General features: G+C 48.0%; 16 protein-coding genes. 7 read left to right on the top strand and 9 right to left on the bottom strand.

All coding sequences use genetic code 11. The features are described from left to right. Positions 1 to 254: 254 nt before the first annotated feature. Complete coding sequence (locus tag ACU37H_RS15955; RefSeq protein WP_472705249.1) at positions 255 to 722, top strand: hypothetical protein; 468 nt, start codon at positions 255 to 257, stop codon at positions 720 to 722. A 743-nt stretch (positions 723 to 1465) separates the two neighbouring features. On the opposite strand, the gene ACU37H_RS15950 is transcribed toward ACU37H_RS15955, so the two are convergent. Then, positions 1466 to 3856, bottom strand: a complete 2391-nt coding sequence (locus ACU37H_RS15950; protein ID WP_472705251.1) for a hypothetical protein — start codon at positions 3854 to 3856, stop codon at positions 1466 to 1468. A gap of 265 nt (positions 3857 to 4121) precedes the next feature. On the opposite strand from ACU37H_RS15950, the gene ACU37H_RS15945 reads away from it, so the two are divergent. Next, positions 4122 to 4865, top strand: coding sequence for a DUF72 domain-containing protein (locus ACU37H_RS15945; RefSeq protein ID WP_472705253.1), 744 nt, complete (start codon positions 4122 to 4124; stop codon positions 4863 to 4865). A gap of 31 nt (positions 4866 to 4896) precedes the next feature. Here ACU37H_RS15945 and ACU37H_RS15940 read toward each other — a convergent pair whose 3' ends face one another. The 3 genes from ACU37H_RS15940 to ACU37H_RS15930 all read right to left on the bottom strand — a co-directional run bounded on the left by ACU37H_RS15940 (position 4897) and on the right by ACU37H_RS15930 (position 6201). Continuing rightward, positions 4897 to 5388, bottom strand: coding sequence for a YajQ family cyclic di-GMP-binding protein (locus tag ACU37H_RS15940; protein ID WP_472705255.1), 492 nt, complete (start codon positions 5386 to 5388; stop codon positions 4897 to 4899). A gap of 3 nt (positions 5389 to 5391) precedes the next feature. Next, positions 5392 to 5682 carry a HEPN domain-containing protein gene (locus tag ACU37H_RS15935; protein WP_494407614.1) on the bottom strand — a complete coding sequence of 97 codons (291 nt, stop codon included), beginning with the start codon at positions 5680 to 5682 and terminating at the stop codon, positions 5392 to 5394. Between the two features lie 99 nt (positions 5683 to 5781). After that, entirely contained in the window at positions 5782 to 6201 is a 420-nt protein-coding gene (locus ACU37H_RS15930) for a nucleotidyltransferase domain-containing protein (protein ID WP_472705259.1), read from the bottom strand. A gap of 496 nt (positions 6202 to 6697) precedes the next feature. On the opposite strand from ACU37H_RS15930, the gene ltaE reads away from it, so the two are divergent. From ltaE to ACU37H_RS15915, 3 genes are all read left to right on the top strand, one after another. Next, entirely contained in the window at positions 6698 to 7726 is a 1029-nt protein-coding gene (ltaE, locus tag ACU37H_RS15925) for a low-specificity L-threonine aldolase (protein WP_472705261.1), read from the top strand. Positions 7727 to 7843: 117 nt separating this feature from the next. Beyond that, positions 7844 to 9493: a glucose-6-phosphate isomerase gene (gene pgi / locus ACU37H_RS15920; RefSeq protein ID WP_472705263.1), complete on the top strand. Its 1650-nt coding sequence runs from the start codon at positions 7844 to 7846 to the stop codon at positions 9491 to 9493. A 155-nt stretch (positions 9494 to 9648) separates the two neighbouring features. Further along, complete coding sequence (locus ACU37H_RS15915; RefSeq protein WP_472705265.1) at positions 9649 to 10197, top strand: hypothetical protein; 549 nt, start codon at positions 9649 to 9651, stop codon at positions 10195 to 10197. Here ACU37H_RS15915 and ACU37H_RS15910 read toward each other — a convergent pair. The 3 genes from ACU37H_RS15910 to ACU37H_RS15900 all read right to left on the bottom strand — a co-directional run bounded on the left by ACU37H_RS15910 (position 10162) and on the right by ACU37H_RS15900 (position 12368). Then, positions 10162 to 10857, bottom strand: a complete 696-nt coding sequence (locus ACU37H_RS15910; RefSeq protein WP_472705266.1) for an SIR2 family NAD-dependent protein deacylase — start codon at positions 10855 to 10857, stop codon at positions 10162 to 10164. The genes ACU37H_RS15915 and ACU37H_RS15910 overlap by 36 nt on opposite strands. A gap of 9 nt (positions 10858 to 10866) precedes the next feature. Further along, entirely contained in the window at positions 10867 to 11718 is an 852-nt protein-coding gene (locus tag ACU37H_RS15905; RefSeq protein ID WP_472705268.1) for a DUF4349 domain-containing protein, read from the bottom strand. A 242-nt stretch (positions 11719 to 11960) separates the two neighbouring features. Next, complete coding sequence (locus ACU37H_RS15900; protein ID WP_472705270.1) at positions 11961 to 12368, bottom strand: EVE domain-containing protein; 408 nt, start codon at positions 12366 to 12368, stop codon at positions 11961 to 11963. A 194-nt stretch (positions 12369 to 12562) separates the two neighbouring features. On the opposite strand from ACU37H_RS15900, the gene ACU37H_RS15895 reads away from it, so the two are divergent. Continuing rightward, the gene (locus tag ACU37H_RS15895; RefSeq protein WP_472705272.1) at positions 12563 to 13675 is read left to right on the top strand and encodes an NAD(P)/FAD-dependent oxidoreductase; all 1113 of its coding nucleotides are present in this window, start codon (positions 12563 to 12565) and stop codon (positions 13673 to 13675) included. 25 nt (positions 13676 to 13700) lie between these two features. Continuing rightward, the gene (locus tag ACU37H_RS15890) at positions 13701 to 14192 is read left to right on the top strand and encodes a DUF6265 family protein (RefSeq protein WP_472705274.1); all 492 of its coding nucleotides are present in this window, start codon (positions 13701 to 13703) and stop codon (positions 14190 to 14192) included. Positions 14193 to 14318: 126 nt separating this feature from the next. Here the strand turns inward: ACU37H_RS15890 and ACU37H_RS15885 are convergent, their stop codons facing one another. Together ACU37H_RS15885 and ACU37H_RS15880 are read right to left on the bottom strand one after the other, a co-directional pair. Further along, positions 14319 to 14537, bottom strand: coding sequence for a DUF5615 family PIN-like protein (locus ACU37H_RS15885; RefSeq protein ID WP_472705276.1), 219 nt, complete (start codon positions 14535 to 14537; stop codon positions 14319 to 14321). Continuing rightward, positions 14521 to 14775: a DUF433 domain-containing protein gene (locus ACU37H_RS15880; protein ID WP_472705278.1), complete on the bottom strand. Its 255-nt coding sequence runs from the start codon at positions 14773 to 14775 to the stop codon at positions 14521 to 14523. Before ACU37H_RS15880 ends, ACU37H_RS15885 begins: the two co-directional genes overlap by 17 nt. Positions 14776 to 14914: the final 139 nt, after the last annotated feature.

Genomic DNA, 14914 nt, shown 5'->3' with positions numbered 1-14914 from the left:
TAGATCAAACTTACATGAAATTATTCATTCCCTGATACTACAAAGGGATGAATGGTACGTCGCGCACCTGCTGATTAGCAGACCTGATTACTGGTCATTGTCTGCGTTTCTCCGTGCTATCCAATCAGTAAGAGACAGATAGCATTGAATAGATCGGCGACATATGAGCAAAAAAATATATTTTTGTTGAATGACAACAATCATCCGGCTCGTTGTCCCTCCCACCCGGCTAAATCAAAATAAAATATATACCCATGAAACAAAAAATTGTCCTTACCTCCCTCCTGTCCCTGTTGATGCTCTGGTGCACCGTTGCCTCCGCACAAAACGAAAAGAGATACCAGATCGAAATGATCTTTACGCACAACGGAAAAACGGTGAAGACCCCGCTTTCCTCCGCGAGCTATAGCCTCACCCGCGATGTCTATGACACCGACAGTCTTTACCCGCAGAAGAAATATATTTATTATTCTGCTACGCCAATGAAGCTGGATAAAGAGCTGCTACTGGCTATCCAGGACAAAAAGGCGAAGTATGATATCCTGGTAACGATGACTGATAGCTATGGCAAGGAAACGAAGAAAGAAACACTGCTGAAAAACGCAGTAATATCAACCATTTCTGAATCTTATTCACCCTATGTGTATGATTACTCCGGGTCGATCAGCCTGGGCATCAGCGCCCAATCAATCGTGGTCAACGGGGTGGAGCTGCAACCCTGATCGCGATATTGTCAGTATAACGTGGCCAGGGCGACCCGGTCTGACGGTCCCCGTCTGACCGGGTCGGCAGTCCCCCGTTATGCCAGGCAACCTATTCCTTTTCTTAAAAACCTCGCCTACCTACCTCTACCCTAAGCCGACAAAGCTTTTTCCTCAGCTGGCGAAGCTTAAAGCTCGGTTAGGGGCACCTCTTTAGGTAGGGAGGGGATCTCTCAAACCTCGGCACGCGAAGCCCTTAGCTCGGCTTACTTGGCTAAAGCACTCCCCCAGGTATCCTGGCGAGGTGGGTATCCCCGGCCCCCGAACCTGAGCCGGCGAAGGTTTGAGCTTCGCCGACCTGGGAAAAAGGTGCGACGACTCGCCCGGGAGCCGGGCCGGGTTACCTTTGAGGTAGGGTTGCTTCGTTTTGAGATACGGGATACTGTGTTGTTAGCCTTGATGAGAAGGGAAATACACTTCATGCTATTGAAACGAGGTTATGCGCTGCGGTCGGAGCGACGAATACCAATGAACCATTCCGACGCCGTAATGGAGAGCGCCTGTCCGGCCCAAAGGGACGGGGAACCATTTCGCGTTGTCTAACGAGATTCCCCGGCTGCGCTGCGCCCGGAACGACAGGGAACAATGGATTTCGTTTTCAACGGTCAGACGGGGACCGTCTGACCGGGTCGGGGAACTCGTCAGCATGCCGCCAGGCAACCTATTCTTTTATTCCTGAGATTCTATCATGGGAACGGTTAAGATCACTCCATCTTTTCTTCGAGGTGTGCCAGCTTGCCGTCGGCGGTCATCCCTTCGATAACAACACGGAACGCATCCGTCACATCATTGTTGTAGAATGATAGCACTACTTCGCGGGTGCGCGGATCAATCGTGACATTCGGATTCCAGTAGATCGTCGTCCTTACATCGCGGTCGGCGCCCGGAGCGGGCTCTGTTGTGAGGTATTTGGGTGAATAGAATTCCCGGATATTCGTGTAGCCTTCGATACGCCCGCTGGGTATACCCGAAGAAGGGTCGCGCTTTACATCATCACCGCGGCGTGTGTAAATGGCGATGGCGCCATTGCCTCCGTTGAAGCCGCCCATGAAGGGCGGACGGAACGCTTTGATGAACGCCACATCGGTAATGTTGAGCGAAGACACCATATTGACATCTGAAGGAACCTCATCTACATACAATTGCGGAGCGCCTCCGCGCCAGCTCAGAGAAGCATTGCTGCCCTGACCATTGATCTGCAGACCGGCCACTTTTCCCTGAAGATAGGTAAAGATGTCTCCGACATTGGCAAATTTATCATTGACCACATCAAACTTGATGGCATCACCGCCACTGAATAAACCGGATGCATATTTTTCATCCATCTGATCTACCAAAGGTTTTGCCTTGGCTTTCACGGTAACGGCTTCCAGCTCTTTATATTTTGTTTTCTGGATATTATCATTCAACTCGGCAGCGAGCATCAGGTGGCGCCACATCCCTGTGGTATCGGGCCAGCGCAGGTTGTTGAACATCTTACCTACAGGCGGCGTCCGTAATTTATTCGGTACAAAACTGATAGACGCACCCTTCAGTGACTTGTCCTGGAACTGATAATAGACCTGCGCGGAATCAAAGATGATGGTGGCAGGATCATTAAATGTACCGTTCCGTTCGATCGGTACGAGCAGCATTTTATTCTGCTGATCCTTCTGCGTCAGGATCATCATGGCGGCAGAGCCATCACCGATCGCGCCGGGCATCACACCCTGGACGGTGCCGGACAAGGACAGATAAGAAGTGTCTTTGGGATAATGGATCTTCGGCAGCTCGCCCGAAGCCAGTTGCTGCCAGTTGATCCTTCGCCAGCCATTGCTAAGCATCACGAGGTCCAGCTCCTGCTGCTTCGCATCCGTAGGATTACTGAAATAGTATGCCGCGTTATGCACTTTGCCTTTTAATTCACTTGTAAGCATCAGTGTGGACAAGATATTGTCGGAACTATCCGCGTCGATGCTCAGGTCTGTAACAGATACCGACAAGGACGAAGCGATGTTTTCAGGAACTTTTATCTTCACCTCATCCCTGGCACGATAGCTCAGTCCCCACCGCTGCACTTCCATTTCCGGCCGGAAGATATAAGGCGCATGATTATCAATATAGGTAATCCGCTCTGCCAGCGGCTTCCAGCTTTTATCGAACACCGTAATGGTCAATACTCCGTAGGGAAGATTTGCAGTAGGCACGATCCCCACTATTTCATCTTTGGTTGACTTGGTAAGCTTGAACACCGGGTGCTGGAACATGTTACCGATCAGGTGAACACTGTCAGAGGCGGCGGCCAGATCAGGCGAAAGATATACCCGGAACTCTCGTTTGCCCGGCGCGACCTTTACCTGCAAATGTGCGCCGCTGGCTTTCACTTCCGGCAACGGCGTAGTATATTCTTTATTTTGTTCGTCCTTCCATTTGGCAGTGAATTTGGCCCCGGCCGCTCCATTCAGGAGCAGGAAACCCATTCCGTCATGTTGGATCCGCAGGCTATCGACCATCTTCCCGTCTTTTCCAAACACGGCACCCCTGATCTTGACCGGGCGCCCCCACTGATCTCTTGCCTTAAAGGCGATCTTGTTAGGAAAGCCTGCTACCCAATCCCCGCTTTCAGCAAAAAATTCCAGCACCGGCTTCACGGCAATTTGGACGGGGCTTGTCAGGGAGTCTTTATGAAGAATGTTGATCGCCTTTTTATATAATAGAGAAGAATCGAAATTGAGCATCCAGCTGGTATAGGCCCTTACTGCGATGTAGCGTCCCTTGTAGTCCGCCGGTATATCAAATTGTCCGTTGGTCAGGCCCTGCACCAATGGCGCCACGGTGTGCTTTAATATCCTTCCATTGTCATCGATCCAATCGACATAGAAGTTCTTGCTTTCTGTCGCAGCTGTAATTTCGTTTAACAGATATGCTTTGAACCAGATGGTTTCGCCCGATGAATAGGACGATTTATCATAGTGAAGATAAGCACGTTCCGGGCTGAATTTTGCGGCGTAGTTTTCAAGCCGCGCGGCCATATCCTGCGCCGCAACAGCGCTGCTGATCAGAAAGCAACAGATGGAAATGAACAGGTAACGGACAAGTAAGGTTCTATATCTCATTTATTTTCAATTCAGTTTCGCAGAAAAGCGAAAATTAAAACTGTATTGTCTTTTGACAAAATCTTTACACTTATTTACAGCAATTTTAGGAATAATTTATTGAAGCGCACTTAGCCGATAGCAGTTATCTCCCCGGTCATAGCACTGATCTGTCGCCCATGATGGAAAGGTTTTTGCAAACAGTAATTGTATTAATCAAGTTTTTATTATTAAATCACATAGGAACACAGGTGCTATGTATCTGTGAAAGTTCAAATAGCTCAATATGAGTAAGCGACCATCGATATACCTGGGAACGAGCGGCCTGGTCCTGCCCTACCGGAATCAACAGCATTACCCTCCTCACCTGGAAGGCAAAAGCCGCATCAGTGTATATGGTACCTTGTTTAATTCCATCGAGATCAATTCTATCTTTTACAAGCTGCCGCGTGCGGCGACCATCGCGAACTGGGTGGAATCGGTCGGCCCCGGGTTCCGTTTTACCTTCAAGCTATGGAAACAGATCACGCACAATCCTTCTCTTGAGTTTGATCGGGCGGATGTGGCGCAATACTTTAAGGTGATTGAGCCGGCCGCGCATAAAGCCGGCACCTTACTGGTTCAGTTACCCCCTTCGGTCAACAGTGCTTACATCAAAAAGGTCGATCAGTTATTGTCTGTCTTGCAGGCGCATCATAAAGATCAATGGCCGGTGGCGGTCGAGTTCCGGCACCGATCCTGGTACCAGGATGCCACTTATGAACTACTGGACCGATACCACGCAGCGATGGTCTATCACGATAAGAAAGGCAGCGGGTCACCTCAGCCGGATCTGGATGCGCCGATCGTTTATCTCAGGTTCCATGGGCCCGACGGCAATTATAAGGGGAGCTATGAAGAAAGCCTGCTCCATGAGTATGCAGGCTATGTACGTGATTGGCAGCGGCTCAATAAAACCGTTTATATTTATTTTAACAACACGATGGGCGACGCGATAGGCAACCTGGAAACACTCCGCCAATTCCTTTAACGCACTTCGCTCATCGGTTACTCAGCGTTATTTAACTACGCATATTTTCTACCTGCAAAGGAATGCCGAGGTCCCAGGTTTTGGACGCCTGTATCACGCTCTGCAGATCATCGATCTTCTTGCCCGTCACCCGCACCAGGTCATCGTTGATAGAGGCCTGAACCTTAAGCCCCGCATCTTTGATCTGCTTCACGATCTTCTTGGCATCTTCCTGCTTCAACCCGTTGCGAACCGCGATTTCTTTTTTCCAGACCTTACCGATCATGCTTCCTTCTTTTCCCAGGTCGAAGGCTTCCGGCGCAATGCCTTGCTTATGGGCACGGTTGACCAACACATCGATCAGCTGCTTCATCTTCATATCGTCTTCCGTTTCTACTTTCAGGGTGTAGTTCTTCTTATCAAGATCGATCACCAGGTGAGACCCTTTAAAATCAAAACGGTTGGCAATTTCTTTTGAGACCACGTTGACAGCGTTGTCTAACGCCTGCGCATCTACCTTACTTACAAAATCAAATGATGGCATATTCTATTGTTTGTGTTTGATTAGATTGTTTATTACTGATATAAATTCTTTAGCTGAATGAAAAAAATCGGTCGCGGTCATTTCATCGAAATCTATAAACTCACCATAATCACCTAAATGACGCTCTCCATATAGATTAGAATAAAACCGGGACCACTCTCTTGAAAGGACGCCTTCCAAAACAAAATATTTATTAAACATCGTTTGTACTCCCTTGTGAGTAGTTGGCTTTATATTCTTAGTTAATAACAAAGTGCCCACAGCGTAAAAGCATGCATAATAGGTTCTGCTCACTGATGCGTTCCAAAAATTATTCTTTATTAAAAGCTCTACTTTCACCTAATGTTTCCTCCGCCTTTTTTAGCTTGAAACTGATTAGTTGTTGATGTTCATTCATAGCACGATCCCCTCTCTTTGAATATTTTCATATAAAGGAGTAATACGATACAAGGTCTCCCATTTTTGCTTTGATAAAATAAAAGGGCTAATTACCTCACCATTGTCTATTCCAATATCATGAATGGGATATGCTATTTTCTTTTTGTCCAGAAAAGATAAATGCTCGTTATTAACCAAAATCAAGAGGTCGATGTCCGAATGTTTATCCTCCTCCCCCCGCGCATAAGAACCATACAGGATCACGGTAGCATCCGGTTCAATCTGCTGCACCGTTTCTTTGATCCTTTTCAAAAGCGCTTGTTTTTCCATTGCTTCAAAGATACAAAGGTTGCTGATATCGACATCATGAGCCAGGCTACCAGCGCGCATAAGATTTTTATCCTGGGCGTTGTTTAAACTTTCTTCATTCTGCAAAAGGGATGGAGGCGGATCATGTGCGCCAATAAGAGCGCTATTTCATGCCGGTCTTTGTGGCTTCAGCGGCCCCGCACTAATTAGTGGCGCTAGTAACGCTTTCTGATCCGATGATTTGCTTGGGGCTTGCGTACAGAAACGGTCAGACGGAGACCGTCAGACCGGGTTAGGTGGGATTTCTTCCCGTCCGTCCCGGCACGGGCGGGCGCTTCGGTTCGATTTGAATGAGGATATTATTTTGAAATGTTCTGCTGAATAATATTCAAAAGGTTAAACAACTTCCTACTCTGCGTGCTTTGCGAACAAATCTTTGCGCACTCTTTGCGGTAAAAAATCACATAAAAAGAAAAAATGTTATGCACCTGGCTGCCAGCCCGTCTATTTGATATCTGGTCAAAGTCCTTCATTGTATTGTTTTGGGTTACGATTTACCTTTACTTTAATTTTCACCATTCCCCTGTTTTATGGGAATTAAAAATCAACAATTGATAAAGTCATGACACCTACTTATATAGACTACCGATCAGATACTGTGACCCGCCCCACACCGGCCATGCTGGAAGCCATGATGCAAGCGGATACCGGCGACGATGTGTTTGGAGAAGATGGTTCGGTCAATGCACTGGAGCGTTTGGCTGCCGATATGTTTGGCAAAGAAGGAGCGCTTTTTTGTCCCAGCGGCACCATGACGAACCAGATCGCTATTAAATGTCATACGCAGCCAGGTGATGAAGTGATCTGCGATGCTGACGCTCATATTTATCAATACGAAGGCGGGGGCATTGCGTTCAACTCGGGATGCTCTGTTCAGTTGCTCCACGGCGACCGCGGGAGGATCAGCGCCGCCCAGGTGGCAGCAGCTATACAGCCTGACGATGTGCACCGCGCCAATACCCGCCTGGTCTGCGTCGAGAACACGAGCAATCGCGGGGGCGGCAGTTGCTACGATTTTGAAGAACTGAAACAGATCCAGCAGGTTTGTAGAGCTAATCAGCTGGCTTTCCACATCGACGGCGCCCGTTTGTTTAACGCACTTGTTGCCAAAAACGAAACCCCTCAACAACACGGCGCTATTTTCGACACGCTATCGATCTGTCTTTCCAAGAGCCTGGGTTGCCCGGTGGGAAGTTTGTTGCTCGGCGATGCCGGTTTCATCAAAAAAGCGCGCAGGATCAGGAAAGTGTTGGGAGGCGGCATGCGCCAGGCGGGCTACCTGGCCGCAGCCGGTAGCTACGCGCTGCAACACCATATCGAACGCCTGCGTGAAGATCATGAACATGCCCGCAACATCGCGGGTGCTTTGGCTGGCGCGGATTTCGTGGCCGAAGTGTTGCCGGTAGAAACCAACATTATCATCTTCGAAACCAAAGGCATTACAGCGGGCGACCTCGTGCAGCGCTTCAAAGAAGAACAAATTCTGGCGTATGCGATCGCACCGCAACGCGTGAGGCTGGTGCTTCATTTGGATATTACCGAATCGATGGTGGCAAGAACGATGGAAGTATTCAGCCGATTGAAGGCCTGATGCGGTTAGCCGCTGCCGTGTTGCCCGCGTTGACCCTACCAGCCGGTCCATTCGGGTTTACCATTTTGGACTTATCTTAGTGCCGTTTTTATCTCATCTCTTTAATTATACATTTTTATGTTCCCAACGATCAACCCGACAAAGACAAAAGCATGGAAACAACTATCGAAACGTGCAGACGAAGCGAAGCAGTGGAATATGCGGCAGCTTTTTTCGGAAGACCAAAACAGAGCGCAACATTTATCCCTCCGGCATGGAAATATCTATTTCGACTTTTCAAAAAACCTGATCAATGACCAGGTGCTGCAAAGCCTTTTGCAGCTGGCTGATCAGACCGCTGTTAAAGATGCGATCAAAGCGATGTTTAGCGGCAAAACCATTAACCAGACAGAAAACCGGTCGGTACTTCATGTTGCGCTCAGAAATTTTGGCAAGCAAGGAATTAAAAGCGGCGGCAAGGATGTGATGCCCGAAGTGAGCGCTGTGCGGGAAAAAATGAAAGCGTTCTGCGAAGCGGTTCATTCCGGAACGCATGTGGGCTACACCGGGAAAAAGATCAAGTCGATCGTCAACATCGGCATCGGTGGCAGCGACCTTGGGCCATTGATGGTTACGGAAGCGCTAAAGCCTTACACCGTGAAAGGTATTGATGCCTACTTCGTGTCTAACGTAGACGGGACCCATATTGCAGAAACACTGAAGAAAGTAAACCCGGAAACAACCCTGTTCCTGATAGCTTCTAAAACCTTCACCACCCAGGAGACCATGACCAACGCACACACGGCTCGCGATTGGTTCCTTAAAAAAGCGAAAGACGAACAACATGTAGCGAAACATTTCGTAGCACTGAGCACCAATGCTACCGAAGTGAAAAAATTTGGTATCGACACGAAAAACATGTTTGAGTTTTGGGATTGGGTAGGCGGCCGCTATTCGCTGTGGAGCGCTATCGGGCTTTCTATCGCATTGACCATCGGTTATGACCACTTTGAAACATTGTTGAAAGGCGCTTATGACGCGGATGAACATTTCAGAACTGCTAAATTTGAAAAGAATATCCCGGTAACAATGGCGTTGGTAGGACTCTGGAATACCACCTTCTTAGGCGCACAGTCGGAAGCTATCTTGCCCTACGACCAATACCTGCACCGTTTTGCGGCTTATTTTCAACAGGGAAATATGGAAAGCAACGGGAAGAGTGTGGACCGGAACGGGAAGAAGGTAAACTATCAGACCGGGCCGATCATCTGGGGAGAGCCAGGCACCAATGGTCAGCATGCTTTTTACCAGCTGATTCACCAGGGAACAGAGCTGATTCCCTGTGACTTTATTGCTCCCGCTCAATCGCACAATCCCATCGGCGACCATCATCAAAAATTACTGAGCAACTTTTTTGCGCAGACGGAAGCGCTGATGAACGGTAAAAACCTGTCGGAAGTGAAAGCGGAACTGAAAAAACAGGGACTGGACAAGGAAGCGATCAACAAGTTGGCGCCTTTTAAGGTGTTTGACGGCAACAAGCCTACCAACTCTTTCCTGATCAAAAAAATAACGCCTTTCACGTTGGGACAGCTAATCGCCTTTTATGAACACAAGATCTTCGTTCAAGGCGTGATCTTCAATATTTTCAGTTTTGATCAATGGGGTGTGGAACTGGGCAAACAATTGGCTAATAAAATATTACCGGAGCTGCAAAGCGATGAAGCGGTATCCAGCCATGACAGCAGTACAAATACGCTGATCAACTTATATAAAAAGATGCGGTAAACGTATCCGAACGGTAAAGAAGCGGAGAACCTTCGGGAGGTGTAACACACTTTTCGAAGGTTCTTTGTTTTAGAACACCAGCATCATCCGCAAAAAAAATAACGAGAGATTTATGTAATTCTTTTGTGATCTGCATCATGCCCGAAAATACCGGTATGAAACCAGGCACATCCCGTTTTCCTTTCGCTGATGAATGTATTCATGCAGCAACGCTTCTACAACAACGCCATTTATCTGCAAATGCACAGATCAGGCTCCTGCTATGTATGCTGCTTATGAGCTGTACCGTGCTGGTCAGCGCACAAAACAGCCTGCTTGTCATGACGCCAAAACATTCAAAGCCGGAGAAGAGCAACGATGGACTGATGGACACATCTCATATGTATGCCAGCAAATACGGACCAGTGGCAAGGCTCACTATTGATAATATGCCTTGTATTCTACCCAACCAACATACGGTGAAGATGCCTAACGTGAAAGGCGGGCAAAATCCGTCTGACATACCTAATGCCTGGAAGGGATCACTGTTGACACCGCCAAAGGACAGCAGCCGCACTCCTAAAGTGCCCGTTCCGCACCCCTACCGATATCCTGATAAGGCCCTGCCTCCTCAGTGGAAGCAAGACTCGTCAGGGTTTTGGTTCAGTCTGCAGTATCGCAAACCTCCTTTACAATCGGAACAGCTCCTTCAACCGAACCGTTAAGGCAGCTACTCCTTCGGTGGCGGGTTTTTCGATGACGGTGAGGTTGTGCATGGATTTTAAATAGGGTACTTTCTTATCGATAACAAACTTGGGATTGTAGATGCGAACAAGATCGATTAAGCCTGCAGCGGGATAAACGACGAGGGACGTTCCTACCACGACGAATATATCGGCATCCATCGCTATTTCCGCAGCCACTTCGATCATCGGAACGGGTTCTCCAAACCAAACAATATCGGGGCGCAGCTGTCCGCCATCAGGCGCCGTGTCACCCCATTGGATATCCCCCCTGATCTCATAAGACGGACTCAGTGATCGTTCGCTGCGCATCCTGAAGATCTCTCCGTGGAGGTGGATCACCCGCGTAGAGCCGCCACGCTCGTGAAGATCATCAATGTTTTGGGTAATCACTGTAACGTCGAAATACCGCTCCAGGTCAGCCAGACCTTTATGGGCCGCATTGGGCTGCGCTTCCAGCGCCTGCTTGCGGCGCATATTGTAGAAGTCGAGAACAAGGGCGGGATTGCGTTGCCAGCCTTCCGGCGATGCCACCTCGGTCACGTCATACCCCTCCCACAACCCATCCCCGTCACGAAAGGTTTTAATACCGCTCTCTGCGCTGATGCCAGCTCCTGTCAATACAACCAGCTTTTTCTTCATACAGTAAACTTAAATATTCTTTTTAAATGCCGGTCTGCTCCGCCGGTATCTTTTTATGAAGAAAAGCACCACAAGCGTTATACTCCATATCGGCCAGGCCGTAAGAAAAGCGAAGAACAATGTTTTGAAAATACCGGCGCCATCTTTCACCGCTTTGAGGGCCCGGCTTCCGAATCCCGATTCACTTCCGGCCAGCGGTTCGAAATAAGTCAGGCGGATGGTGCTGTATTTCACAGCCGCTGAAAGCTGCGCCAGCTGTGCTTCTGCCGACTCTATATCTTCCTGTATTGCATTGATCTCCCGCTGCACGCTCAGCACATCTTCCATTTTTTGGGCCTTGTTCAGCAGTTCCATATATCTGGCCCTGGCCGCTTTTCGGGTTTCCAACCTTGCTTTTGTATCGATCATGCTGGCGGTAACATCTTCAGAGCTGACACTGCGCCCGAGTTGTCTGGCGTCTTTGGTTTGGAGCGCGTCGAGCAGCAACTCAAATTGTTCTACGGGCACTTTGATGGTCATCATCGTTTCCTTCCGGTAATCCGTAGCCTGGATGCTTTCGTCGAAGATATATGCCCGGTGCTTAGCGATCACACCACGTACAAACGAGGAGTAGGTGTTATGATTCTCAGCTTCGATCGTGACATCAGCCGTCTTGATAACGTTCCTGGCCGGCTTAGCTGCTGCCTGTGTTGACGTGTCTCCCGGGGCATTGATCACCTCCGGGTCTTTCGCTGAGGCAAGCCCGTCGCTTTCAGTTGCCGGCAAGGATGCCATTGTATCAGCCGTTTCGTGTGACCTGTTGGGCGCACAGGCCATAAGTGTCCCCGGCAATATTGCTATTGCAAAAAATAGACGTCTCATGATGTTGTTGTTTAAGTGATCAGATAGCGGCAAGCTGTTGATCCCGCAAACATGCCAGTACTAACTCCGGATGTTTAAATAGCCAACCATTGTAGCCGTGTCAATTACTTGTTAATACGTGCAAGTGAAAATAGTAACCCTTAAGTTTTGTTAAGACCTTCCATAAAAAAGGCTGATAAAAGTCATCGTTCAACAACCCCTATCAACCTTAAACCTTTAAACTTTTTAAACTTTAAACACGGCTACTCACCCGCCATCTGCATCACCAGGTCCCACTCCTCGGGCTTTACCGATTGCGTGGACAAACGTCCCAGGCGCACGAGGTCCATATCGGCCAGCTTTTTTTCGGCCTTGATCTGTGCCAACGTAACCGGGTTCTTCAACTTCCTTACCGGCGCCACGTCAACGGCCACCCAACGGTCGTCTTCCGTGGTCGGATCCTGGTAAGCCTCCTTCACGATCTTTGCAATACCTACGATCTCTGTGCCTTCGTTACTGTGATAGAAGAAAGCCAGATCCCCTTTCTTCATCGCGCGAAGGTTGAGCCGCGCTGCATAATTGCGCACGCCGTCCCACACTGTTTTTTTATCTTTTACCAATTGATCCCAGCTGTATTTGAAGGGTTCTGATTTGATCAGCCAATAAGCCATGTTTATTTACAATTTATAATTTTTGATTTGTGATTTACAATGACGCATCGTAAATTACCGGTTATATCAAGCTTATTAAAACTTATTATTGGCAACAATACAGATACATAGAATGCCGCTCATCAAAGCACAGCATCGTTACATCAGTAATAAGTTGAAACAAATTTCATCACCAAAAATATAAAACATACCGTTTGTATCAAACAAGCATCTGGGAAGCTGATACTTTTTACGCACCACAAGATATCATCATTGTCGGAGCAGGCTTTGCCGGCTTGTGGACAGCGATCCAGCTGAAGGAGAAATATCCTTCAAAAAAGATCACTGTGATGGAGCGGGGCGCTATTCCCGCCGGCGCGTCAGGAAGAAATGCCGGGTTTGCCTGTTTTGGAAGCCTTACCGAAATCCTGTCGGATATAGCGAATATGGACAGAGAGAAGGCGATTCAATTGATCAGGTGGCGCTTCGAAGGCCTGCAAATCATCCGCCAATATTTTAATGATATTTCGATCGATTATCACAACACAGGAGGCTACGAATTGCTTACCAGCGACGGGCCGCTGGAACAACTAAACGCTATCAACAATTTACTTTACGAGATTACGGGAGCTACAGAGACCTTTGTGGTGAAAGATGAATTGATTGAAGCATTTGGATTTGCACATGTGACTCACCTGGTGGAAAACCGGTTTGAGGGCTCGCTACATCCCGGCAAGCTGCTGAACGTGATGCTTCAAAAAGCCGTGTCGCTGGACATTCAGCTAATGTTTGGCACAGAATTGAAAAGTTTTGAGGAAGAAGAGCAGGCGGTCCTATTGCAAACGACCGACAAACGCACTCTAACCGCCGGGCAGGCGGTCTTCTGCACCAATGCTTTTACGAAATCTTTGTTACCAGCGATACCCCTGGTGCCTGCGCGTGGACAAGTGTTGCTTACCGAGCCGATCCCCGGGCTGAAATGGAAAGGCATTTTTCACTTTGACGAAGGGTATTATTATTTTAGAAACCTGGACGACCGCATACTGCTGGGTGGCGCCCGCAATTCATCCATTGCTACCGAATACACACAGGATGCGATTACCACATTGGCTATTCAACAAGCGCTGGAAAACTTCCTGCAGAAGATGATCCTTCCCGGTCAGCAGCCGGCGATCACGCATCGCTGGGCAGGCATTATGGCGATGGGTCCTGAAAAAACTCCGATCATCAAACAGCTTAGCGAAAGAACTTTCTGTGCGGTAAGACTGGGAGGCATGGGCGTGGCGCTGGCACCGAAGGCAGGAAAGATCCTCTCTGAAATGATGTAAGTATCATCACCAAAAAAAAATAATAATGTCAAAGCAATCATGGTTCCTGCTGCTGGCTGCTTTTTTAATCAGCTGCGACAGCCGCGACAATACCACTCACCCGGCCTATCATCAGATCGGCAATGCCAGATGGCTTTTGGGCAACTGGCATCACGAAGATGCAGGAAGTGTTGCCCGGGAACAATGGAAGCAGGTCGATGATTCAACTTATAGTGCTGAAAGTTTTATCACGCAAAATACTGATACTGTTTTTTATGAAACGATGCGGCTCGAGGAGCGAAACGGTCAGGCGCATATGATCGTAACGGCAAAAGGGCAAAACGACGAGGGACCCGTGGCCTTTCGATTGGTCTCCAAAGGCGCTTCTCCTTTGGTTTTTGAGAACCCGGCGCACGATTTCCCCAGTAAGATCACTTATACGCAAATCGGCAAAGATTCTCTATTTGCTGAAATATCCGGCACCATTAGCGGAACGCCCCGAAAAGAAGGCTTTCCTTTTAAGCGGTTGAAACATTAGCATTTGATGTGACAGTGTGCTGCTATTTCTCCAAAACGTAGGCTTTATATTTTTCGAATTGATGCAAGCGGGATTTAAACGCAGGCAGGAATAGTATCAGCTCTTCCAGTTTACTTGTGAGGCTGTTCAATACGACGATGGAGACAGGATATTTTCAAGATTCTGTTGAAACATCAGGTTTTTGTCGATTGTTAGTAATATATCAAACCCATTTTCAACGCAGTAAGCCATCAACCTGCCATTTTTTATACCGCTCAACCTTAATTCTCTTACTGTGTACACTTCAAACCCTTCTAAATGGATTTTCAGGCGTTTGGTTACACACTCGTCAAGCAGTATTTTCATTCAGGATATTTACAGATGTTTCAATTAGCTTTTGCGATGTTTCAAGAATTTTCAACACCTGGTCCCGGGAAACACCCTCAAAATCATCCAGGAAGGTTTCAATAGTCTCTCCCGTTTCTAAATAGTCGAATAGATTTTTGACGGGCACCCGGGTTCCGAAAAAAACAGGTGTACCACCAAGGATCTCCGGATCGATATGTATAACACGACTTCCCATTGGATTCTTCTTGTTCTTCAAATTTACGCGAAGTTTTCTATTCCCCGGTCCGTATTTTTTAAGAGGTGACCGGCGAGATTTCTCTGCTCTGATCGGAACAACGACTGCTAAAGGGCTAATGAAATATCGCCTCAAAGCTCTGCTAACAATGGCTTTGCAA

This window comes from Niabella sp. ZPM-14, assembly GCF_055693045.2.
This window is presented reverse-complemented; position numbering and strand designations above follow the sequence as displayed.